Origin of the sequence: Pseudomonas phytophila, assembly GCF_025643095.1 — a bacterium.
GTDB lineage: Bacteria > Pseudomonadota > Gammaproteobacteria > Pseudomonadales > Pseudomonadaceae > Aquipseudomonas > Aquipseudomonas quasicaspiana.
Window position 1 is genome coordinate 1132196 of the sequence record NZ_CP081201.1, and the last position, 21274, is coordinate 1153469.

At 52.3% G+C, this 21274-nt stretch carries 23 protein-coding genes and 4 pseudogenes; 3 read left to right on the plus strand and 24 right to left on the minus strand.

Features of this window, described 5'->3' with window-relative positions:
* Positions 1–244: 244 nt before the first annotated feature.
* From K3169_RS04850 to K3169_RS04925, 16 genes are all read right to left on the minus strand, one after another.
* Positions 245–898 carry a hypothetical protein gene (locus K3169_RS04850; RefSeq protein ID WP_263270371.1) on the minus strand — a complete coding sequence of 218 codons (654 nt, stop codon included), beginning with the start codon at positions 896–898 and terminating at the stop codon, positions 245–247.
* Positions 888–1361, minus strand: a complete 474-nt coding sequence (locus K3169_RS04855; RefSeq protein ID WP_263270373.1) for a hypothetical protein — start codon at positions 1359–1361, stop codon at positions 888–890. The genes K3169_RS04850 and K3169_RS04855 overlap by 11 nt, the downstream gene beginning before the upstream one ends.
* Before the next feature lie 661 nt (positions 1362–2022).
* Positions 2023–4275 carry an SNF2-related protein gene (locus K3169_RS04860; protein WP_263270375.1) on the minus strand — a complete coding sequence of 751 codons (2253 nt, stop codon included), beginning with the start codon at positions 4273–4275 and terminating at the stop codon, positions 2023–2025.
* A 99-nt stretch (positions 4276–4374) separates the two neighbouring features.
* Entirely contained in the window at positions 4375–5829 is a 1455-nt protein-coding gene (locus tag K3169_RS04865) for a DUF6094 domain-containing protein (protein WP_263270377.1), read from the minus strand.
* Between the two features lie 53 nt (positions 5830–5882).
* Entirely contained in the window at positions 5883–6491 is a 609-nt protein-coding gene (locus K3169_RS04870; RefSeq protein ID WP_263270379.1) for a hypothetical protein, read from the minus strand.
* Between the two features lie 90 nt (positions 6492–6581).
* Positions 6582–7169, minus strand: coding sequence for a DUF3275 family protein (locus K3169_RS04875; RefSeq protein WP_263270381.1), 588 nt, complete (start codon positions 7167–7169; stop codon positions 6582–6584).
* Between the two features lie 99 nt (positions 7170–7268).
* A complete protein-coding gene (locus K3169_RS04880; RefSeq protein ID WP_263270383.1) occupies positions 7269–7988 on the minus strand; it encodes an ABC transporter substrate-binding protein in 720 nt (239 codons plus the stop codon).
* Between the two features lie 69 nt (positions 7989–8057).
* Positions 8058–8432, minus strand: a complete 375-nt coding sequence (locus K3169_RS04885; protein ID WP_263270385.1) for a hypothetical protein — start codon at positions 8430–8432, stop codon at positions 8058–8060.
* 119 nt (positions 8433–8551) lie between these two features.
* Complete coding sequence (locus K3169_RS04890; protein WP_263270387.1) at positions 8552–9100, minus strand: STY4534 family ICE replication protein; 549 nt, start codon at positions 9098–9100, stop codon at positions 8552–8554.
* A gap of 98 nt (positions 9101–9198) precedes the next feature.
* Positions 9199–9429 carry a hypothetical protein gene (locus K3169_RS04895; protein ID WP_263270389.1) on the minus strand — a complete coding sequence of 77 codons (231 nt, stop codon included), beginning with the start codon at positions 9427–9429 and terminating at the stop codon, positions 9199–9201.
* A 285-nt stretch (positions 9430–9714) separates the two neighbouring features.
* Positions 9715–10080 (minus strand): hypothetical protein, encoded by a 366-nt coding sequence (locus K3169_RS04900; protein ID WP_263270391.1) that lies wholly within the window; start codon positions 10078–10080, stop codon positions 9715–9717.
* Between the two features lie 155 nt (positions 10081–10235).
* Positions 10236–10463 carry a hypothetical protein gene (locus K3169_RS04905; protein ID WP_263270393.1) on the minus strand — a complete coding sequence of 76 codons (228 nt, stop codon included), beginning with the start codon at positions 10461–10463 and terminating at the stop codon, positions 10236–10238.
* 90 nt (positions 10464–10553) lie between these two features.
* Entirely contained in the window at positions 10554–10892 is a 339-nt protein-coding gene (locus K3169_RS04910; protein ID WP_263270394.1) for a hypothetical protein, read from the minus strand.
* 405 nt (positions 10893–11297) lie between these two features.
* On the minus strand, positions 11298–11570 hold the full coding sequence (locus tag K3169_RS04915; protein WP_263270395.1) for a hypothetical protein: 273 nt from the start codon (positions 11568–11570) through the stop codon (positions 11298–11300).
* Between the two features lie 25 nt (positions 11571–11595).
* The gene (locus K3169_RS04920) at positions 11596–11814 is read right to left on the minus strand and encodes a hypothetical protein (RefSeq protein WP_263270397.1); all 219 of its coding nucleotides are present in this window, start codon (positions 11812–11814) and stop codon (positions 11596–11598) included.
* A 314-nt stretch (positions 11815–12128) separates the two neighbouring features.
* The gene (locus K3169_RS04925; protein ID WP_004668039.1) at positions 12129–12428 is read right to left on the minus strand and encodes a chorismate mutase; all 300 of its coding nucleotides are present in this window, start codon (positions 12426–12428) and stop codon (positions 12129–12131) included.
* Positions 12429–12620: 192 nt separating this feature from the next.
* Between K3169_RS04925 and K3169_RS04930 the strand changes: the two are divergent.
* Positions 12621–12829 (plus strand): annotated as a pseudogene (locus K3169_RS04930) (transposase domain-containing protein); the annotation flags it as partial.
* Positions 12830–12883: 54 nt separating this feature from the next.
* Positions 12884–13015: pseudogene (locus tag K3169_RS29575) on the plus strand (N-acetyltransferase); the annotation flags it as partial.
* Here the strand turns inward: K3169_RS29575 and K3169_RS04935 are convergent.
* From K3169_RS04935 to K3169_RS04960, 6 genes and pseudogenes are all read right to left on the minus strand, one after another.
* Positions 13015–13173 (minus strand): annotated as a pseudogene (locus K3169_RS04935) (GFA family protein); the annotation flags it as partial. The pseudogenes K3169_RS29575 and K3169_RS04935 sit on opposite strands and share 1 nt — an antisense overlap.
* Positions 13174–13276: 103 nt before the next feature.
* Entirely contained in the window at positions 13277–14860 is a 1584-nt protein-coding gene (tnpC, locus tag K3169_RS04940) for an IS66 family transposase (RefSeq protein ID WP_122324940.1), read from the minus strand.
* 61 nt (positions 14861–14921) lie between these two features.
* Complete coding sequence (gene tnpB, locus K3169_RS04945) at positions 14922–15257, minus strand: IS66 family insertion sequence element accessory protein TnpB (RefSeq protein ID WP_024669638.1); 336 nt, start codon at positions 15255–15257, stop codon at positions 14922–14924.
* Entirely contained in the window at positions 15254–15586 is a 333-nt protein-coding gene (gene tnpA / locus K3169_RS04950) for an IS66-like element accessory protein TnpA (protein WP_122324941.1), read from the minus strand. Before tnpA ends, tnpB begins: the two co-directional genes overlap by 4 nt.
* A gap of 107 nt (positions 15587–15693) precedes the next feature.
* Positions 15694–15819, minus strand: a pseudogene (locus K3169_RS04955) (carbon storage regulator); the annotation flags it as partial.
* Positions 15820–15919: 100 nt separating this feature from the next.
* Positions 15920–16423 (minus strand): hypothetical protein, encoded by a 504-nt coding sequence (locus K3169_RS04960; protein WP_263270402.1) that lies wholly within the window; start codon positions 16421–16423, stop codon positions 15920–15922.
* Between the two features lie 420 nt (positions 16424–16843).
* Between K3169_RS04960 and K3169_RS04965 the strand changes: the two genes are divergently transcribed.
* The gene (locus tag K3169_RS04965) at positions 16844–17887 is read left to right on the plus strand and encodes a hypothetical protein (protein WP_263270404.1); all 1044 of its coding nucleotides are present in this window, start codon (positions 16844–16846) and stop codon (positions 17885–17887) included.
* A 760-nt stretch (positions 17888–18647) separates the two neighbouring features.
* On the opposite strand, the gene K3169_RS04970 is transcribed toward K3169_RS04965, so the two are convergent.
* Together K3169_RS04970 and pilM are read right to left on the minus strand one after the other, a co-directional pair.
* Positions 18648–20669, minus strand: a complete 2022-nt coding sequence (locus K3169_RS04970) for a DNA topoisomerase III (protein WP_263270406.1) — start codon at positions 20667–20669, stop codon at positions 18648–18650.
* 98 nt (positions 20670–20767) lie between these two features.
* Positions 20768–21208: a type IV pilus biogenesis protein PilM gene (gene pilM / locus K3169_RS04975; RefSeq protein WP_263270407.1), complete on the minus strand. Its 441-nt coding sequence runs from the start codon at positions 21206–21208 to the stop codon at positions 20768–20770.
* Between the last annotated feature and the right edge of the window lie 66 nt (positions 21209–21274).

Sequence of the window (21274 nt, forward strand, 5' to 3'; positions counted from 1 at the left end):
AAAAGGGCCACCAGCTCCAGACCACTTTATCAAGTTTAACCCCACACCTGACGATTTCAAGCCGGATCAAGGGCACAACTTCTGCCCTTTAACTACCTTGAAACTGCATTCGCCCATTACCAGCTATTTGTTAGCCAGCTGTATCTGGAAATGGTCCGTCTTGGAGTTATATCATCTGTGATGGCGATCACGGAACGGTATCTCATAAGCTCTGATAGCTGCTGCTATGTTTACAGTCTTCACCTTAAATCATAGATGCTTTAAATCGGAAATAGGAGGAGAGAGTCTGTAATCTAGCTCCTCGGGGCTGAATTTCCCACATGAAACAAGCTAGGGGGAAGCTTGGGACGTTGAAGGAGCCGCAGGGGATTGCTACAAAATCTTCATTGATCTCTTGCTGTTTTAGCGGACCCCCACTGAAACTATCATGGTCGTAAGAGATTTTTAGATCACTCCACGCAGCTGCGCGCTGTGGGTTAAATAACTTGGATCGGCTTCCTACCAGTACAAAAACTGCTGCCGCTTTTTTATAGGTTTTTTTGTATGCGCACAACTTGGCAAGGTCTTTTTCTACTTCTGTTACGCTTAGGTTGTCATTTTTGAGCAGTGTCTTGATTTCAAATATGCCCCATACCCCTTCATCAGCGTTGTCGATGATAATGTCGGGTATCAAGCCCTTCAGATGTGGTTGGCCCGGCATTTCGATGTTATTGAATATTAGTTCTGCGCTTGGTAGTTTGGCTGTTAGTAATTCCACCATAATGGCCTGGACAACTGCTTCAGCAGCATGCGCATCAGGCGCTGCAGAGATTGAAGCGTTCTGGCATGCAAGCCGAAATACTATGTCAGAGTTTAGGGGGCCTGCAATAGGGGGCTCGAATGTTCGACTACGACTCATAATCAAGATCTTCAGACTTAATCTTAAAGAAATCATCTTCAGCGCCGCACTCTTGAATAACCCGCTCAAGAGATACATAGTTCCATACTGGCCGGAAGTCGTTGTCGAAACTTACGAACGCATAAGAACCTTCAGGAAACATGCCGATTCCTTTGGGGTAGTACTCGATCCAGCGACTTCGGGCTGCAATTTTTGTGAGGTTCAATTCGCGTCTTAGGCTGTACCAGTGAACTCGTTCAGTTTTGACCGCGCCAGCCTCAAAAAGCAAGCGGCATGCCTCTACGAAAATTTCTTCCACAGCGTTGGTTATGGATGTTCCTGTGTAGTTTTTGAGCTGGGCACACAAGAAAATTGATGTTCCATCAGATCTAACTCGTGCGCGCAGAAAGCAAGTTCCCTGTGACCCAAACCCAGGGAATTTAAATCGTCGGAAATCATGTTGAAAAATAGTCTTAAGCTGCATCGGCGATGATTCTCTTATATGAAGGTTAACGTTACAAAGCATCGAGATCACATTTGCTTAGTTATGCATTGAAAAAATCACTAAGTGTCCATCATAAATCAAATTTCCAATCGTGGAGCAACAGGTTACCTGATATTTTCACGTAGCCCATTTTGTCAAATCAGACCCATGCGCTTTTGACGTCGCGCAGCGAACAGGCAGATCGTGATCTTGGCTGGGAGAGGCGGTCGAGCTTTGGCTTCTGCGTGATTTTCCGCATCAAAATGGATGCCACGGGCGTGTTGGGGAGCCCGCAGTATTCGGACAAAATTGTACGTTAGGCCATCGTTTGCGGTCAGGTTTTAGCAAGGTCACAATACTTTTCAAAGACTTACGATTTTGTGTCCGCTTGAAGTACACCTCAACCGGGCGTCAGGCGGTTCACGTTTGAAGCGTCAGAGTAAGGCCATTTCCCGTATTTTCTGACGGATCGTCGTCAACTTCTATGACTTCAACCTGACAGGACGCACGCTAGCGTACGATTTTGTCCGTTTTCTCTATCGGCCCCGTGTTTGTGGATGTCCTGAGGGGATGAAATTCCGTCCAAACCATGAGAGCAGGTGGACGCAAGCGTTATGCTAGTGCTGTATAAAATAAAATGACCACCCGAAGGTGGCCATACTCAAGCGTTTATAAGTTGTCTGGCGAGGGCCATCTCTACCGAGTCACCGTCCTGGTTGAGTGAGTCAAGTCCGGAGTCTGGAACATCCCCTGAGGTGCTCTGCGATACGGCGATTTTCTTGGCCATCAGCTGCAGGCAGGTCATCTGAGAACTGCCAAGGTAGCCAAAGAACACCACTCGAACAGCGTGTTTCTGCCCGATCCTCCATGATCGGCGCGCGGCCTGCTGAAGGGTGTAGACGTTGTAACCCGTCTGCAGGAAGACGATGGTTGGGAAGTCGAGCAGATCCAGACCTGTCTTCACCAGCTCTGGGTTGGTTATCAATACGTCGACGCCTCGGTCTACCTGGTCAAGGATCCAGTCTTCGCGACGTGCGGTATCGACCGTCGCCCGAAGTACCGCAACCTTAAAGCCCCCTTGCTCAAGCACGCGCTTCAACCTAGTGGTAGTGTCTCGTTTACCTGTGTAGACGGAGTAAGCAAGGACCTTGCGACCCAAGGCTTTCTCTTTCCGACACAGATCGATCAGCGCCTCTTCCTTGGGCATCAGATCTTCTTCGGCGAAGAGTGCTGGTACGAAGGCCAGTAGCTCCCTCGTGCGTGGATGTTTGACTGTCTCAGGTCTAAAGCAGCAGTCCGGCCAGGCCAGCAACACATTGAGCACAACACCAAGCAGCGTAGTGTCCCGTCTCGCCAGAGCCTGGCGTAGTGCCAAAGTCAGGGCGCCTGCAAGCTTGTTGTAAGCAGACAGTTGATCCGGAGCCATTGGGATATCCACAAACTCTTCCTGATACGAAGGCAATACTTTCGCATCGATATCTTTGAGCTTGAGGAACACCGTGAAGGGCAGTACAAAGCGGTGAATGCCTTTAGGGCCAAAACCCGGGGCTTTCACTGTTCGAACCGAAAGTTTCTTACCTTTGGCAGTTTTGTGAGATTGATTGTCACGCTCGGTGTAAATGTCCTTCAGTACGCCATGATCACGCATGAATGACATCGCTGCTGGAGCCATGCTGCCGCGATGGTTAGGACGGTATCCGTCTTCGATCATTCGCTTAGGCAGGATCCGGAACAGGAGATAGAACAGGTCATCGGCATAACCGCCCATTAGAGTACCGGTCAGCACGAGGCTTTTACGTGCCTTGGCCGCAAGTACCCCCATGGCCTGGCCTTGAGCCGAACCACTGTTTTTGTATTCGTGACCCTCATCCACCACGAGCAGGCCAAAAAAGCCATCCGGCAAGTAACGCTTGATGAACTCAGTTGGCTGGTAGCCACCCTCACCAAACCCAAACTCAATGTTTGCCATCGCGCGCTCCATGCGTTTGGCCTGCCGATCGCTAAAGACGAAATTTCCCTGGGCGTCCATCAGGTTGATGAACTCATGGACGTTGTCCACCAGCATCGAGGCGAGAAAGTCCTCCCCGAAGTCAACCATGAGTCGCTCTGCCCGAACGGGGCCGATTGTGGGAATACGGCACATAGACTTGAGGATGATGTTCCGCCGCTCTCCTGCATCAGCTCGCCCAGGTCTCATAAGTGTCCAAAGCGGGCTTGAGCAGTGGCTACATTTACGCTGGCGTTCATCGCGATGAAAATCTTCAATCGTGATCAGGTTGCCTTCCAAATCCGAGACCACACTACCGCAGTCTGAGCATGCCGCCAGGTGTCTTCCACCCAAAGCGCGCTTTGACCAGCAAGCCAGTTTCCAGTGAAACCCCATACGCATCCGGACGCGGCCAAGAATGAAGAACTCCTGTCGGCCATCGGGTTGGGAGCCAAGGGTGTCTCTCAGCTTTAGTAGTTTTAGCAACGTGTCAGGTCCGTTGAGGACCCAGACTCGAGCGCTTGGTACGGTCTCCAGGATCTCACGGCGCCACTTGTAGACCAGGTGTGGCGGCGAAATCACCAGGGTTCGACGATATCCCTCCGCGTGCATCACGGCCGCGGTGGCGATGGCCATCATGGTTTTTCCGGTACCCATCTCTGCGTTGATGATCGCAGCTTGTTCGTTGCGGTCCAGTAACAACGCGGTCACCGCCTGAACAACCTGTGCCTGTGCTGGAAAGGGTGAGCGCTGGAGCGCCGCCATTATCGCTGTTCGTAGCTCGTTGGCCTGACCGTCATATACCGGAGGATTGGAGCGGTTGAGAGAGCCCAGCAACTCATCACCAAATTCGGCAATAAAGTCTGTTAGAGAGATGTTCAAAGCCCGATTCGATTCAGTGGGCAAGAGCTGTGTAATTTCGTTCATCGTGCGGTTCCTGTATTTAGAAAAACAGGGCATGCACGACACCCGACGGGTATGGCACATACCCTGGGTTGGTTGTATCGATGGCCCGAATGGGCAGTATCAGTAGTCGGAAGGCAGCAAGACGGTTGTCACGCTTCGGTCGGCCTCGGTGATGATCCAAAGCCGAGGCTCATCGTCGAGTTGAGTGTCATAAGCCGAGAACAGCCGATCACCATGCTGTAGTGCTAGCTTGTTAGCATCCTTGTCGTCGTCACCTAACTCACCCCAGTCACATAAGGCGTGTCGGCGAATAAAGGGTGTGAGGTTTAGCTCACCCGCTTCGACCAGATGGTGAACAGAAGCCGTTGTCACCAATTGTCCTAGTGAAAACCCTGGTGCAGTTCGGGCGGCCGGCTCGAGCGGGTCGTCAGAAGATGTTTGTGCTGAGTCGGGAGAATTCGATGTGATGGTCAAAACACGACCGAGTAGTGGTGATCCTGGGGTCAAGTCCCATGCCCGTATGACGGGAACGAAACGATCAGTCAGGATCCTCACTTCACTAACGTTGCCCTCTTCATCCTCGCTGAACTCAGCTTTGTGGGTTTTCTCTTTGTAGGTGTCGCCCTTGAGAGCCAGGACGCGTCCTGATCTAGAGTTAACAACTCCAGAGATTGCTCCCGCAGCCAGTGCGAGTGCCAGATGCCATTGGGACAGTGCCTTGACCGGAGGTCGTGGCTGCATACCGTGCTGGCTAAAGTGCAGAGTGAAGTCACTCCAGAGTCCTTTCAGGCGGTAGATTTCCTGGGAGAACTGTTCTGGTTCAAGCGTGACGCGGTAAAAATGCTGAATCTCAGTGGATGTGGGAGTAACGCTGTAACGTTCGCCCAGCCACTGCTCGGGCAGTTCTGGAGCAACTTCGGTACCACTGCCAATACTGCGCAGGTGTTCCCTTATGCCTGCCAGCTGTGAAGATCGCGCCTGATCCTGGCGTCGTACACGGATACCGAAGATCACAACTTGCTTGAATTGGTTCTCAGCTGCCGAGAAGATCCGAAGACCTGTGAAGTGGTTACACAGCCAGCCGCAAAGTTCGTCATCGAGCACATAGTGCGGTATCAGAAACACCAGCACCCCACCGTACTGCAGCAGTGATATGCATCGCTGGTAGAACAGTTTTTCCAAGCGGCGCCGTCCGGATCCTTGGTACTGCGATGCTCCGCTGTGGTCTGCGACCAAATCGCCATAGGGCGGGTTTAGCCAAAGTAGACCGAAAGCCTGGCGGGAAATCATCGTATCCATCAGATCGCTATGCAGCACCTGGTCGACCATTGAGCGGGCATGTCGTGCTCGCTCCTTGTCATATTCCACCGCATAGGTTTGAACACGATCTCTGTCCAAAGCGTGAGCTACTTCAGCAAGAGCAACACCTTCGCCAGCACAAGGATCAAAGATCCGCATGGTGCCAGCGATGGGAGGGGCCAAAGCCTGAAGTGTTCTTTCAAGGGTGATTTCATCTGTTGGGTAGTAGCCGTTCTTGGCAAAGTTTCGAGCTAGGCGCGGGAACATGAGTGCCATGGTATTTCTCCAATGCAACGAAGGGCAGCGGGCTGCCCAGTTGATGTGTAAGTTCAGGCGTCAGCCTGTGTGATTGTGAGATGGCCGTTTCGGATTAACTCGCCTAAGGCGAGCTCAAGGGCATCGATAGAGAGAGCCAGTCTCCAAACCATGACTGCACCCAATGCTCCCGCTAGAGGTGAAAGCATTCCGTAATCGATCAGCAACTGCATGACCGGCTTTCGCCAGTGCTGAAGTAGCGGAAGAGGGCACGTCGATGTAACTAGCGGCCAGAGACGTTCCAGCGGCTCATCGCCGTCATGCAGCAGGGCATAAGCAAAGTGATTAGCCATGTCCGGCGCAGCGCAGCGCCGGTCAAAAAGCCAGATGTGCAGGAGGCTGCCGAACAATGTTCCGGGGTACTGACGAGTTGTGCGTTTCTCAAGAAGATCTGGGTTCGGAAATACCGGCAGGCGATGGCCGTCCAGCATCAGGTGAAACTGCTCAATACCGCCCTCCGCTCGCCCAAGGGTCAATTTGGCGAAAAACTCCTGAAGAACGGTGTCGCGGCCCCAGGCTGAGAAGAACACCAGGTTGCGTTGTTCATCGCAGACGCAAGCGTCAACGTATAGGTCGGGAAACTCATCGATCTGGTACAGCTTCGATGGAGGTGGGTTTTGCATAGCGCCGAACTCGATAAGGGCGGCACCTGACCCAGAGGGCAAGTGCCCCCAGGGTTAATGAAGTATTACGGATGTCTAAGTCGATTAATTTTATGTTCGATTCCAGAGTTGCTGCCTGAAATCGAGGGCATAACCTATTTCAGATAGACGCTGGCATTGAGCGCGCAGTTGTTGACGGTCTACCGTCGAGTCAAGTTTGACTACATCACCCAGAGGCCATATCGCGCCAAAAAGCATTGCATCATCGGAGGCCTTGGCGGATGCCGACGGGGCGGGCATTCCAAACGGGGCGTCATCGTCAATACGATCAGGCGCAGGTCTTGTCTTTGCCGCTCGGCTCGGACGCGCATGATCATTGGGTTGATCATCATCGACTGGATCAGGGGTCTGAGCATCGATATGAGAGTTGTCGTCGAGCGACAGATTCTCAACGTCATCAAGGGTCATGCTGTCTAGGCGGGCGCGGATCTCGACAACGAGTCGTCCACCGGTGACGTAATACGAGGGGCGTATTTCAATGATCGCGAAATCACCGGCGTACTTCCCCTCTGTGTATTGCTCGAGCAGCGCGTCTTTGATGACGAACTCCCCGATAGAGGTGGTAAGCCGTCCGACATTGAAATTTCCATGTCGGCCGTTGATGGTGCGTATAGCCAGTTGGCCAGGAAGGGTGATCATGCGTGCTCCTGAAACAACGAAGACACACGTTGCCTCGCAAGGTCGTGTGCCTTGCTGTAGCGATCAGAAAATGATGGTTGTGTAGATCAGTTATTGTTTCTATGCATTTCGAGCCAATGGGAGGTTTTCAAGAACGAGAGCGCTTGAATCGAACACCAGAAATCGGACATCGGCCAAGCTCGCCAGAAAAAGCACACCTACCAAAGACTCAGGTAGGCCTGCTTCGAGCTGCTGCTGTTTAAGTTGATCGGCTGTAATGCCTTCAACTTCGAGCAGATGGTCATCAGTCCACGGCGTGCAAAAGAGCTTACAACCCACGGTGTAGCTGTCATCCAGCAAGAAACATTCGAAATTCAAGCCCGTTACCGTGCTCGACGCAGCCAATTGCTGAAGTAGATGAAAGGCATCTTCAGAAATGTGGTCCGAATTGATCTCCCACGATCGGCTGTAGTGGCCAGTATGGAATGTCAGTCGTTTGATCAGTGCTTGAGCGCTGTCTGATGTCGGGGTGTCGCCGAGGTGAATGGTTTTTCCATCCTCTGTAGCTTGTACCTCGTACAGTACATCCCTGATCAGGCCACTACTCTGGCATTGATCTATCAGATCGTCAGCTACAGCTGGGCCTCCTATTACCAAGGCGAAATTGTCATTGAAAGCACAAGGGTGAAGTTGGATTTCATGGTCTTGCAAGTGCTCCTGTGACGGATGCAATGTCTTGTAGCACGGTGGACAATCTGGTTCGTAAGTAATCAACACTACGCGTTGATAGCGTAAGTTGGTATAGCCGCGTACAAATGGGTTGGTCTGTCTTATTTGCATGTGGGTCTCCAGAATCAGAGAGGGACAAGCCCTCGGGGGGAGTGCCCCCGAGTAAGTGATATGGTCGATTTAGTTGATTGAATATTTATCTTGATCGTCATCCTCATCTGGCAGCTCTGATAAAAACTTGTGCTCCCAGATGAGAAGGTCAAGGTCATCGTGTACCCAATGAACAACCGTGCCGTTGATGTCGGCTGCAAAGCAGAGTGATCCACATTGGCTACGTACTGTTACATGCTCCGGTGAGAAACCAGACGCATGAACTGGATGGTTAAAAGCGCTCGCTGCAATCGCTTCCTCAGCTGCCGTTGTAGCCGCTGACATGAGATTACAAGGAGCCAAATCAATGCTGCAATACTGACTTGAATGGTATGGAGCTGGGACAATGCCATCAAAGGACAGTGTTCCATGAATTGTTGCGGTAAAGGACAGAGTGTTGGTCACGGTATAGAGCTCCTGAGCTCAGGGAACACCATGCCCCACAGGGTATGAGTACCCTGCAATCTTGGTAGATGATGAAAAAAAGGCGCCGAAAGGGCGCCTTGAGAGAGTGGGCTAAACGATCACGCGGCTTGACGAGCTCTGGGAGCGCGAGAGGCTTTAACCGGTTCGGCAGGTGCGTCATCTCCTTGATTCGGAGCAGAATCTTCATCGGCGCCTGAGGCAGGCGAGTCAGAAGAAGCGGCACTTGCGTCGACGGGCGGGGTAGCATCAGCAGGTTTGGCTTCGTAGGTGGTAACACCGTCCACTTTGATCCAGGCGATATACAGAAGACGACCTTTGAGGCTTACGCCGGTCTGACCCTGTTTAGGACCTTTTTCATAAGTGAAGGCATCCGCCCAAATGTCACCGATTCGAAAGGACACGAGGACCTTTTTATCAGCGTTGACAGCGTCTTGGCAGCGACGAATCAGCTTTTCAGCATCCGCACCGACCACGTTGCAATCGATGTAGGTGTACTCCACCGAGTCAGAGCTGCCTTTTAGAGCAGCGACTGTCACAGCCATGAATGGGCTACCTTTGCGAGGTTTCACTTCACGGATGCGGTTGAGATAACCAATGCCGGTGGTGTGCAGATCAAAGTACTTAGCTTCGTTGGAAGAGTTGCTCATGGTGAATCTCCAGTTTCGAATGTATCAAAGCGGAGAGACACTTCGCCCTATGGGGGAAAGTATTCCCCGCATGGTGGGTAAGGCAATTTGAATGATTGTCAGTGCATGAACCTGAACGCCGCAAGCATTACGCCTACAGCAGCAGAGAGCATGACAGCCATACGAATGGTGAGTTTGAGTTCGAGTTGAGACTCGAGCTTGTCGATGTCAGCTTTCGTCGCGAGTTGCGTTTGCATATCCGACTCCAGAGCATCTACGACTGCAGCGGCGCGGGATTCCTCGACATCAATCGAAATCAATGCTTGGTAAAGCGCAATACTGCTTTTCATGAAGGCCTCCTGATAATCACGAGACCTGCCCAAACGGGAGGGTCCCGTTGGGTAGTAGAACGTTGTGCATTCATTAATCAGAAATCTGATCAACCGTTCGCGCTTCCGAATGCTTTGCGAGCTATGGGCAAGATCAATGCGTGAAAAACGCATCGTAGTCATGAGATCCAGACTACCTCGGGCATGTTGCTGACAACGTCAGCGGTACATGTCTCAAGAATGCGAAAGGCAGTGATGCTTTGTCAAGCCCTGAAAAGAAAAAAGCCCCTAGGAAGGGGCTGTATGTCATTTTTCTGTCCAGGGATACGGGTAGTCAGGGAGACCGGGCCAAGGATTAAATGGGAGGTCTTCGTCCTCATCTAAGTGATAACGCACTTTATGGTAGTGCTCGAGCAGACCGTACTCTTGCAGAAGAGAATTGCACTCAGGAGTGAATCGGGAGGTAAGGTCCATGCAGACCAGCTTTCTAACCAACTCCTCGGCTTTATTCCAAAGATCGGTAGCTAAAAAGTAAATCGGGAAGTCGTGTGGATCGTCATCTTCTTGGAAAGTTATCGGATGATTTTTGTCAAGCCAATCAGTGAATCTTGCCTGAGATGCTACGAAACCAATCTCAAGTAGAAGCGGCAGGCGAGCAGGGTTGTGGTTCATTGTGAGTCTCCAGTTTCGAGAAGCAGAAAGCAGAGAGACACTTGACCCAAGAGGGAAAGTATTCCCCGCGTGGGTTTTGTACTAGATGTGGGCGATCAGCTTGAGAAAGTGCGCATCACGGCTGCTTGTATCAAGGGCTTCACAAGGGTTCCTTGTCAGCCATTCGCAGGTACCGGAGCATCGGACGTCACTTTTCTCCAACTGGTGCAGTCAAAGCTACGCTTGAAGGGGACATAGGGTTCGCTAGCTTGCTGGGCGCAGCGAGCATCACGTTTTACCGCTTCATTTTTGGCGTTGCTGTCGAAGTGATGGAGTTTAGCTACAGCGCCGATCACGAGGATGATCAGAGCCATCGGCAGAAGAGATCGAGTCATTTTGTTCATGGTTAAGTCCTGGCATCGAAGTGCCGGGAACCCCCCCCCATCGGGAAAGTTTCCCGACTGGGTTTGAGGCATTGGGTAGATCTGTACGGATTAGGCGATCAGTTCGTTTAACGGACCGAACCTCATACCGTCTGCCGCTTTTTGAGCAGCAATGGCAGGTTTGGCCTTGCGTTTTCGAGGTTTACGAGACGGAAGAGGACTCTCTTTCGTATTCGCTTTGAACCACATATCGAGGTCAACGCCTTTCCGAGCAATTGCTGAAGTTTGGCTGTACTCTGCCACCTGGGCATCGGTTAGCACCGGTTTAGGCAGGGCTACGAGAACTGGGGAAGTTTGGACACACGCCATGGGTGCGGGCCGGGTTGCGCGAATGATTTCGCGAACAGCCGTGCCTAAGAACACGCCGAAGTTATAGCTACGATGACTCATGATGTTTCTCCTGCAGAAGGAAATGCGGAGAAACACAACCCATAAGGGAAGTGATTCCCCGCTGGGTGAGTTGAAGCGTTGAGTGTGCATCCATCGACTGACAAACCAGTCAACCGTTCGCGCTTCCGGAAGCTTGGCGAACTTTGGGGCTGGATCAATGCGTAAACGCATCGTAGTCACGAGATCCAGGACTACCTCGGGCATGTTGCTGACAACGTCAGCAGGACATTGCTCAAGAATGGGAAAGAACCACATGAATTGTCAAGTCGATTGGGTATGAACAGGTACTCTTGCCGGTCGGACTTAAAATGGCCGATGAACACTAAAACGCGAAAAGAGCAAACCCACCCGCATTTGTTGGAGGGCTATTTTTGGCGGTGTGACTTATGAGGGTCTTAATCCTACTTAATTAGGCTCAGATCGAAGCTCTGCCCAAAAGACTATCTCACGCAGGTCGGGGACTTTGGCTGCGCTCAACAACTCGGCGGATTTCAGGCCGCTTAAGTAACCGTGACACATTCCGAGTGCCAGTAATCGCTCACGCTCGGTAGCATCGCTTCGATGAATCTGTTGGAGCATGCCGCCAAACTCCTCAATCATCACTTCAGTCGGTAACAAGGCGCTCAAGCGAGCTATGTCTTCTTCCAGCGTGAATGGGGCTGACTGTTTCTTTATCATGGAATCTGTCCTTTTTCCTTCGTAGTTAGCTAGAGTGGCACTGTCCTATGCCACCGGCCTCAATCAACATGGCTTTGACTTGCTCGTATGTGGCTGGCTCGTCCGCGTTGACCATGTAGGTGTTCGGGTCGGTGGCTGTCACCCAGTTGATGCCCACGATCAATGTGATAGGCCACCGTCGTCCTTCAAAGCAGTGCCAAACGAACTGAGCTACCGGATCAGTGATTGATGGTGAAATCGTCATGGCACTTATTTCCTACGTGGTGAGCATGGAACGCCATCGGCGCTTATGAGTGATGACAGGATTATCCCTGCCACCGGTCACGTCGCTATTAACGTCAACGCACAGGACTGCAAGTAAGCGTCTGGGCATCACATCTTGCGTGATGAAACCGGTTCCTAGTTATGCGGCAGCAACTGGCCCATCTCACTCGCCTCCAACGTCGGGAGGCGCATCAAACATCGTTTGCTGTGCTCGCCGTCGCGGCTTTTAGAGTTGAGGTACGGGGCTTAAATTCCAGCCTCGCGGAGCCTCAGTGACTGTGAAAGCCGAAGTCTTTAAAACTTCTCTTTTAAGGTTGAGTGAGTTTTCAACTCTTCTTCAATGAATGCAGAGATCATAGCTCTATATACCCGTTCCACGACATCAGGTGAGGCGCCGAAATCGGTTGCAATTCCGCGCACTTTACTGATGACCTGTTCAACCCTGGCTGGAGCGCGCACATCATCAGTGGTTTTCTTGAAACCCGCCGCCTGAGTGACGAGGTCGCCTCGCTTGGCGAGGAGTGCAACCACATCGCGATCGATGCGGTCTATGTGCTGACGAACTTCCTCAATTGATGCGCAACGTACTTCCATATAGATATCCCTTTTTAAGTAGCCGAAATGCGTCAGTATTCTGGATATGACATTAGCGAGAAGCACTCCATAAGTCCACCGCAAGGTAAGCAGCCAAAGGCCAAGGTCTCCATGTACACCGAAGCGATTACTCGGTGACCGGCGCTGTAGCGTTAACTCGACGACTCGGCCAATATTTGGGCGGGGAACTAGATCCGACCTTGGGCGTTGGGGGTTAGAACTGGCTTTTCGCAGTTTCTGCGGAGCGGCAAACAGACGTCGACGATCATGAGTTTATCCAATCCGTACGCATGAACGGACATGATCCCTATGCTTACTCCAAGGACGTTTTGACTCGTTCGCTGACACAGCGGATGAGTGAATTCGAGCAGTTGCTTTCTCATGTGTGGATGCTGAACTGAGTTATGCGAGGTAAAATTAGACTACGAATCCAGTGAACCTGAAAGATAGAAAGCATGCATACCTACTACTTCCGGCTGAGTCGTACTGAGGATGTGGCGGATTTATGCCGTATCTCGGCAGAGGCTCGTCTGCGTTACAGGACATTTCCATCTCTAGCCCATATCGCTGACACACCTGCGTTGACCCCTTGAGTCCATTTAAAATGCTCTCTCAACACCCCAGCTGTGGAGACATAAGCCGCAGCATGGGTCTTCCGACAGGTACTACAATGACAATGGCTAATTGGCGTATCAATGCTATCGATCTCATAACCTACAGCCCCACAAGCGCAGCTTCCTTTCATTTTCATCCTCCGATTTCGACACAGTGCGAAAATTATGGTCACCATCGTAAATCGAACCAACAAGCAGTGACTAGAATGCTACGCGGAGCGCATGCCTCCGGGATCACGCCCCGCGCAACCAAACCGGTTGCCAGTTGTGTGGCAGCAATTGATCGATCTCACTAGCCCGCTGTGTCGGCAGGCGCGTGAGAACGTCCTTCAGATAGGCATACGGATCATGGCCATTCAGCCGCGCAGACTGGATCAAGCTCATGATCGCTGCCGCCCGCTTGCCGCTGCGTAACGACCCTGCGAAGAGCCAATTCTTGCGTCCAAGAGCCCATGGTCGGATCTGGTTCTCGGCCCAATTGTTGTCTATGGGTACGGCCCCGTCATCAAGGTAGCGCGACAGCGCTGACCAGCGTTTCAGGCTGTAATCCAGTGCTCTGCTGATAGCTGAACCTTCGGGCACGAGATCGCGCTGGGCGATCATCCAGGCATGCAGCGCATCCATCACAGGCACAGCCTTTTCTTGCCGAATTCGACGGCGTAAATCCGGTTCCAGGTCGCGAACTTCACTTTCGATTTCGTAAAGCAACTGGATGTAGCGCAGGGCCTGCTCGGCGAGCATGCTCTTGTTGGTGGCATGCAGTTCGAAGAACTTGCGTCGCGCATGGGCCATGCAGCCGATCTCGGTCACACCGAGTTCGAAGCTGGCCTTGTAACCACCAAAATCATCGCAGACCAGCTTGCCCTTCCAGCCTTGCAGGAAGCTGCGAGCATGCTCACCGGCGCGGCTGGGGCTGAAGTCGTAAACGACTGCCGCTGTTTCGCAGAATTGGCTGGTGGCGTAGGCCCACACATAGGAGCGGTGAGTCTTCTTCGTTCCCGGCATGAGCATTTGCACGGGTGTTTCATCGGCATGAATAACCAGCTGCCCGAGCACCACGTCGCGCAGCGCATCGACCAGCGGCTGCAACTGAACCCCAGTTACACCAACCCATTGAGCCAGGGTTGAGCGTGGAATCGCCAGGCCAGCTCGACCGAAGATCGATTCCTGACGGTAAAGCGGCAGGTGGTCGGCAAACTTGGCGATCATGACGTGGGCCAGCAGGCCCGCAGTCGGAATGCCTTTATCAATAACCTGCGCCGGTACGGGCGCCTGGGTCAGCGTTTCGCAGTCATCGCAGACCCATTTGCCACGTACATGGCGTTCAACGGTAAATACGCCGGGCGTGTAGTCCAGCTTCTCGCTGACATCCTCGCCGATGCGCTTGAGAGCACAGCCACATGGACAGTAAGTGTCGTCCGGTTCGTGATGGATCAGCGTGCGTGGAAACTCAACCGGTAATGCGGTGCGCTTGGGCTTCTGCTTTTTCTCAGACGGAGTTATCACTGCCTGCAAGCTTTGAAGCTCTGCTTCAATCGCTGCGATATCGGTATCGATCAGGTCATCGAGCAGGCTGGCCTGCTCGGGATTCATTTGCTCGCTGCGTTTGGCAAATTTCAAACGCTTGAGCTGGGCGATTTCGTGGGTCAGTTTCTCGATCAGCGTTTGATCACGGTTGATCTTCTTGCCCATGGTCTCAACGGTCTTGCCCATCGTCTCAACTTGTTGGTCGAGCGTCTCGACACGCTGAATTAACTGCGCCGCCAAGGCGCGCAGTTGTTCAGGGGGCAGGTGATCGAGATTGGGTAGCGAAGTCATGGGGCCGATTTTGCCAGAGCAGGCAATTCGCGGCGATAGACCGATAGGCTAATGGTCGCGGTTAAAGCAGTGTGATCGAGCCTCCAGAGCCTGCACGTTGCCATGGCAGACCCAGCACCAATGCCTGAAGCTGCTCGGTATCGAGTTCCATTTCAGAGCCGTGGCGAATGCCAGGCCAGTGAAACTTGCCTTGGTTTAACCGGCGCGCTGCCAGCCATATCCCGAAGCCGTCATGCACTAGCACTTTAATGCGATTGGCGCGGCGGTTGGCGAACAGATAAGCACAGTGCGGCTGCGCCGCACCGAACACTGCGATCACCCTGGCCAATGCCGTCTCGGTACCGGCGCGCATGTCCATCGGCTCGGTGGCGAGCCAGATGGAGTCGATGCGAATCATCGCAGAAGGTCTCGAAGAAAGGTCGCGCAGGCAGCAGCATTTTCAGTGGGCCAGCTCACTTTTACGGTGCCGCGCGTGTGCTGTATTTCAACGCAGATGTTCGATGATGATGGGTGGGATTTTGTCCCAGCCAGCGACACGGGTAATGGAATAAATGCAGGTTGCAGCGCTGTGCTTTTCTGCGATTGCAGCCGAATCCATTTGTGGACGAGGTTTGCGTTGAGGTTATGGCTGAGGGCGACGCTGGCAATCGAAGCACCAAGCTGGGCACACTCTTGAATGACTTGGGCTTTGAAGGACTTGGAATAGGAACGGCGTGTTGGCTGCATAAATACCCACTTAAAAGGTTAGAACTGGTGTCCACTTAATTTAAGTGCACACCATGTCTTGGCTTTTCGGGGCTGGGTAGATGACTTGGCCGGACGCATACGACTGCAAGAAGCTCAGGGGCCTCAATCTGGATACGCACATCCCCAGTAGCCTCCGAAACGCTTAAGACTTGGAACTGAATCTCATCATTAATCACGATACTTTCACCTTGGCGGCGGGTCAGTATGAGCATACTTTTTCCGTTCTTCGTGGAACTGATGGTAGACGCGGTGGCTTGTAGCCTTGAATGACATCAGCCAGAAAATCCGTGCGAGCGATCCAGTCCGATCTGGTCACTTCATCATCGAATACGCATGTGAGGGCAGTTCACCCAGGTTCGAGTCCGCCAGAAAAATCCCTTCCCACGCTGAACAAATCTGAAAAAGAAATTGCAGAAGGTCGATCATATGACCATCGCTGAGGACGATTTCGAATGATGGATGAGACGATTCTGATCCTTCGATTGCACCAAAAGGGCCGAGCGCCACTCGCGTCTCCATAACCTGGCTCAACGCCGCTGTCTTCTTTCGAAGTTGAAAATGCTTAATTACATTCGCCATATCGGCGCATTCGCCTAAATAGCCTTTAGCACCAGATCGCCACGACTCGAAGGCAACAGACCCTTTTGCATGTCCCTGTTTTTGCAATACCCAGTCCCGCAGCGCGGAGTTTGTTACGCAAAAATTGAGCAAGTGATCACCCATGGACTCGAAATCTTCAGCGTGCCAGGTTCGTCCTGCTTCGCGAAAAAGCTTGAGGGCCATGTCTCTAGGTGTGCTGAAAGCGGCAAGTACCATGATCTTTTCCTACGGCTGGCCGGGGTTCAGCGAACCCACAGTTTTAAACTGAAACACCACCGGTTTCCCCGTCACGACGATCATCCCTTAAGCCTTCAATGCGGTAGATCGGAGTGTAGCTGTTCAGGCAGTTGATGTGTCCGGCCAGCCACTGACGCCACCCTTCAAGCGTCTGACGGCCCTTTCTGATGTTGCAGGGGGCACGGCGGGGATCATGTTGCCAATGGCGTGATTCGCTGGCTGCTCTGCTACGCGCTGATTTGCCAAGCGAACCACCGGTTCACAGTTGTTAGCGTGCCCCAAAAAAAAGCCGAGGATAGTCCGGCCTGATCCATGTACCTGGTGTTAACGAAAATTATTCATAGCACCTCAGATCTACTAGAGTCTGTCCGAATCCACTTTGATAAGGATGCTAGGCCCATGGCACGCAACGGAAAGCCGAAAGTTCGGGTCCCTGACCAATTCAACGTTGATGAAATCCTGAAAAATGCAGTCAGTTCTATCCAGCTAGGCGTCGAAGACTTCGTCACTAGCAGAGATAAGCCTGAGCAGGCTGCGCGCGCGCTCTCGGCGGCCAGAAATATCTATGCTGGAGTACTTCTACTCTTCAAGTACAGAATTGCATCGCTGGCGGCAACGCCTGAGGAAGCAAAAGCGCTGATCTACATCCCTGAAGCTGTACTTCCTCATATTACGGGGTCTGGCGCTATTGCATGGACTCCTACGCCGCATCCCCGTAACACGATCAACACAAATATGATCGAGGCGCGACTGAAAAGCTTGGGCATCTATCACGACTGGGCCGCCTTAAGACCGCTGCGTGATTGTAGAAATGCACTTGAACATTTGCATCCAACGCACCCTGTAAGCGGAATCCAGGCGTCTATTGCCGCATTGTTCCCCATGCTAAGCAAATTCATCACACATGAGCTCGATGAGCTGCCCGGTGCCTTGCTTGGCGACGCCTGGCACACGATGCTCGATACACATGATTTCTTTAAAAGCTGCCAAGCACAGATTCACCAGGAATGGACAGATCTCCAGTACCCGCTCGCTGCCATCGAATTCATGAGGGATTGTCGATGCAGGGCTTGCTATTCGTCACTGCTAAGACCGCTGCAGGAGGACGTGGATAACGCGGTCACCATTGATACCAGTGACTTTCGCCTTCAGTGCTATGCATGTGGTCAAGTCGAATACGTGATCCCGTATCTCGAAGGAAATTTTTCAGATTTGCACGAGGACCCTTTCAATCAATCCGATCCAGAAAAAATTCAAGAATGCAGACTGTGCCTGGTGCTGATGTACTTAACAACTGATTCGAGTTGCCACTGGTGCGGCCAAGAGACACAGTGGCCAAAATGTGTGACGTGCGAACAACCTGTGCCCGAGCACGTTACAAATGTCGGGGGGAGAATGTGCGACAGATGCGCTGAGGATGACTGGCGATATGGGCAGCAATGATATGTCAGGGAAAATAACGAAGGCATAAAAAAACGCCGAGCGAAACGGGCGGGCCCTCGCGAAAATTGAGGGGTTGATTCACAAGTTCAGTGTGCTGAAGTGCCTCGCAGAATTGCTAGACAAAAGGTCACGGAAAATGCCGGGAGTGATCGAAATGATCACTCCCGACTGCTGTGCTGTTGCATGAACTGAGGAGGGTGCCACCTGTGAGCGCTGGCTCGGCGCTGATCCCTGGGCATTGATCGCACGCTTTGCATCATCGACATCACCCGACCCGTTGTCGTGGCTGGGGCCAGTTATCAAAAGGCACGCATTCGCGCACAAAAGGAGCCCGTTTTTTCACCGGTGGGCGCCGGCAGCGAAAAGTAGCTACCTCGGAAGGTAACCTGGTCATCCAGCAGTTGAGAGATGACCAGGTTACATTCCGAGACAGTCAAAAACGTTTTAAAAAAAGAGTGGACCGCAACACCAGTGCGGCCCTTAGACGATTATGCATCGAACCTTCCATGAACTCTGTGTGCCTATGAACCCGCTTTCACGAGTTAGACGGCTGCGTGTCTGCTACTGAACAGGGAGACACAGGGAGAATTCACAACAAGATCTGTACGCCCCTCCCGATGCTTTGCGTACTTTGGGGTTGGAAAATGAAGGCAATGCCAACTTTTCCAGGGTGTCACTGATGACCGTCAGTGACCAGCGGGGTGGAACTGGTATTAGCGCCATTGTGGCACATCATTTGTAAGCCTGCTATTCCTGCCTCTCAGCTGCTTTTGGCGGTCGCCACTCGCGGCTTTAGTGACTTACCTGCTGCTTTCTTTTTAGCAGTATCAATATTGATCGTGCCTTTACATTCAGGGTATCGAATACACGCCCAGAAATTACCGGACTTACCTTTGCGTTGTGAGGTTTTCGCACTGCACAACGGGCATTTCGGGCCTTCCGGCACTTTGATCGACAATGTTGTGCCTTTGTACTGCTCAACAAGCCTTGTGATCCAGCTTGATTGCCTAGCGATGAAATCATCCAGAGTCAGGGTGCCTTGCTCAATCATAGTGAGCGCCTGCTCCCAGATCGCCGTGGTACCTGGATCTGCAACTGCTGGTGGTACAGCATCTATCAGAGAGAAGGCGGCTTCTGAAGCGCGCAGCGCGCTGCCTTTTTTGATCAGCGACCCTCGATCAATCAAGCCTTGGATAGTGCCCGCCCGGGTTGCTTCAGTTCCAATGCCAGTTGTTTCTTTGAGCTTCTGAGCCAGCCGTGGATCCTTGACTAGCTTGGCGATGGTTTTCATAGCCTTAATCAAGGTCCCCTCGGTGTAAGGCTTTGGGGGCTCCGTTTTTAACGCCTTTAACTGAAAATCTTTAAGCTCGCAGCGAGTGCCTTTTTGCAGTACTGGCAGAGTCTGGGAGCGCGATCCAGCTTCCTCGCTCTGGTCTTGGAATGAAGTGGTGAAAAGAATTTTCCAGCCTGGCTCCACGATGCGCTTACCAACAGCATGCAGTGACACTGCATTGCACTCGAAGGTGGCCACTGTTCGGTCAAACTCATGGTGAGGCAGAAATTGGGCTAGGAAGTGTGCGCGAATCAGCTCATAGACCTTTCGCTCCTTCTCTGACATAGCCGAAAGGTTGGCTGGTTCTAGCGTCGGGATGATGCCATGGTGGGGGCCGGTAATTTTTTTGTCGTTCCATGCCCGCGACCGCTGCTCAGGATCAATCAGTAGAAGAGTTTGCCCAATTGATGGGTCAGTTCGGTTGAGGGCATCGAGGACTATTGGGACCTCATCAAACATGCTCTCTGGAAGGTAACCGCAATCAGTTCTGGGATAGGTAGTCGCTTTGTGAGTTTCATAAAGGGACTGGGCAACATCCAAAGTCTCTTGAACCCCAAGTCCGAACTTAGCTGAACACAACTCCTGCAGAGTACTCAAATCGAAAGGCAGCGGTGCGACATCCCGTCCACGTTCGGTCTCTACGGAGAGAGTAGTTGCCGTCTTGCCATTTTTTAAGGCATCAAGCGCGGCAGCTGCAGCCCGCTGATCAAGACAGCGGCCATCCTCATCCGCTATGTCGTCTGCGGGCAGCCATTTCGCCAAGAACGTGTGCCCAGCGGTCCACAGCTCTACATCAAGACTCCAGAAGGGTTTGGGTACAAAGTTTGAAATTTCTCGATCCCGGTCGACCACAAGGCGAAGGGTGGGGGTTTGAACACGGCCCACCGATAGCACACCGGTATACCCGGCCTGTCGTCCAAGCAGCGTAAACAGCCGCGAGAAATTCATACCGATCAGCCAATCCGCCCTAGAGCGCCCGAGGGCCGAGAGGTACAGCGGATAAGTTTCAGCACCTTGCTTAACGCTGTTAAGCGCCTGGCGGATAGATGCCTCATTCAGAGCTGATAGCCACAGTCTTTCAACCGGGCCACGGTAGCCACAAAAATCAATGAGCTCGCGTGCGATCATTTCACCTTCGCGGTGGGCATCGGTCGCAATTACAAGCTCGGTCGCTTCCTTGAGCAGTTGCTTGACGATCTTGAACTGGCTCGCTGTTTTGGGTTTGACGATCACTTTCCACGTAGAAGGCAGAATAGGAAGCGTGTCCAGGCTCCAGTTCTTCAAGTGATCCCCATAGGCGTCCGGTGGTGCTGTTTCCAGCAAGTGCCCGATTCCCCAAGTGATCGTCACACCATTGCCCTTGATGCAGCCGTCAGCGCGTTGATTGGCACCAAGGATCTTGGCAATGTCTTTTGCCTGGCTAGGTTTCTCGCACAGATATAGGCGCATTTAACTCTCCAATAAATCAGCATCAGCTGAGTGGAGAACCGTGGCATGCTATAGAGTGGTGCACAGCAATCAATCGTTACCGAGGGGCGTGAGGGTTTCTACTGAACTGCGATAGCAGCACCGCTGGGGATGACCGACGGAACCGTTATTCCGGTTGCGCCGACAATAGGACTGATAAGCCGACCTGCTTGGACGTACCCTACCGCAACTGAAGCGTCTGTCATCTTGACCAACTCTGCAACAAGTCCTTCAGATGGGGATAAGTAGTAGGTGTAGCTAAGCCCGGAAACAACATAGCCGCTCACACCAGGTGCGTGGGCATACCAAGATGGCAGCGCCAAGGCGGTGTCTTGTACGGTACCAGTGGTTGTCTGGTTAGAACGGGCATATTCTGCAAGCGCGTTACGATAGACCAGCATGTTGCTTGCAATAGTGGACGCGCCCGCAGTTGAGGAGCTTTCTTCCGCACGTTGGCTGATGAGCCCCAGTATTCCCGATCCAATACAGATAATCAGCAACACAACCCAGTAGATAGGCATAGAGTTTGTTCCATGGAACTTGAGTTATTCAGCTGAGGCTATACAGAACAGCAATAATACTACTCG

What these genes read in the sequence shown, in the direction of transcription:
- K3169_RS04860 (WP_263270375.1), bottom strand. Translation starts at nt 4,275, where the DNA reads ATGAACGAAATTACACAGCTCTTGCCCACTGAATCGAATCGGGCTTTG.
- K3169_RS04900 (WP_263270391.1), bottom strand. Translation starts at nt 10,080, where the DNA reads ATGAACCACAACCCTGCTCGCCTGCCGCTTCTACTTGAGATTGGTTTC.
- K3169_RS04865 (WP_263270377.1), bottom strand. Translation starts at nt 5,829, where the DNA reads ATGGCACTCATGTTCCCGCGCCTAGCTCGAAACTTTGCCAAGAACGGC.
- K3169_RS04970 (WP_263270406.1), bottom strand. Translation starts at nt 20,669, where the DNA reads ATGCGCCTATATCTGTGCGAGAAACCTAGCCAGGCAAAAGACATTGCC.
- pilM (WP_263270407.1), bottom strand. Translation starts at nt 21,208, where the DNA reads ATGCCTATCTACTGGGTTGTGTTGCTGATTATCTGTATTGGATCGGGA.
- K3169_RS04925 (WP_004668039.1), bottom strand. Translation starts at nt 12,428, where the DNA reads ATGGAAGTACGTTGCGCATCAATTGAGGAAGTTCGTCAGCACATAGAC.
- K3169_RS04850 (WP_263270371.1), bottom strand. Translation starts at nt 898, where the DNA reads ATGAGTCGTAGTCGAACATTCGAGCCCCCTATTGCAGGCCCCCTAAAC.
- K3169_RS04870 (WP_263270379.1), bottom strand. Translation starts at nt 6,491, where the DNA reads ATGCAAAACCCACCTCCATCGAAGCTGTACCAGATCGATGAGTTTCCC.
- K3169_RS04960 (WP_263270402.1), bottom strand. Translation starts at nt 16,423, where the DNA reads ATGGTACTTGCCGCTTTCAGCACACCTAGAGACATGGCCCTCAAGCTT.
- tnpA (WP_122324941.1), bottom strand. Translation starts at nt 15,586, where the DNA reads ATGCAGCCAACACGCCGTTCCTATTCCAAGTCCTTCAAAGCCCAAGTC.
- K3169_RS04895 (WP_263270389.1), bottom strand. Translation starts at nt 9,429, where the DNA reads ATGAAAAGCAGTATTGCGCTTTACCAAGCATTGATTTCGATTGATGTC.
- K3169_RS04875 (WP_263270381.1), bottom strand. Translation starts at nt 7,169, where the DNA reads ATGATCACCCTTCCTGGCCAACTGGCTATACGCACCATCAACGGCCGA.
- K3169_RS04880 (WP_263270383.1), bottom strand. Translation starts at nt 7,988, where the DNA reads ATGCAAATAAGACAGACCAACCCATTTGTACGCGGCTATACCAACTTA.
- tnpC (WP_122324940.1), bottom strand. Translation starts at nt 14,860, where the DNA reads ATGACTTCGCTACCCAATCTCGATCACCTGCCCCCTGAACAACTGCGC.
- K3169_RS04915 (WP_263270395.1), bottom strand. Translation starts at nt 11,570, where the DNA reads ATGATAAAGAAACAGTCAGCCCCATTCACGCTGGAAGAAGACATAGCT.
- K3169_RS04965 (WP_263270404.1), top strand. Translation starts at nt 16,844, where the DNA reads ATGGCACGCAACGGAAAGCCGAAAGTTCGGGTCCCTGACCAATTCAAC.
- K3169_RS04920 (WP_263270397.1), bottom strand. Translation starts at nt 11,814, where the DNA reads ATGACGATTTCACCATCAATCACTGATCCGGTAGCTCAGTTCGTTTGG.
- K3169_RS04855 (WP_263270373.1), bottom strand. Translation starts at nt 1,361, where the DNA reads ATGCAGCTTAAGACTATTTTTCAACATGATTTCCGACGATTTAAATTC.
- K3169_RS04905 (WP_263270393.1), bottom strand. Translation starts at nt 10,463, where the DNA reads ATGAACAAAATGACTCGATCTCTTCTGCCGATGGCTCTGATCATCCTC.
- tnpB (WP_024669638.1), bottom strand. Translation starts at nt 15,257, where the DNA reads ATGATTCGCATCGACTCCATCTGGCTCGCCACCGAGCCGATGGACATG.
- K3169_RS04890 (WP_263270387.1), bottom strand. Translation starts at nt 9,100, where the DNA reads ATGAGCAACTCTTCCAACGAAGCTAAGTACTTTGATCTGCACACCACC.
- K3169_RS04910 (WP_263270394.1), bottom strand. Translation starts at nt 10,892, where the DNA reads ATGAGTCATCGTAGCTATAACTTCGGCGTGTTCTTAGGCACGGCTGTT.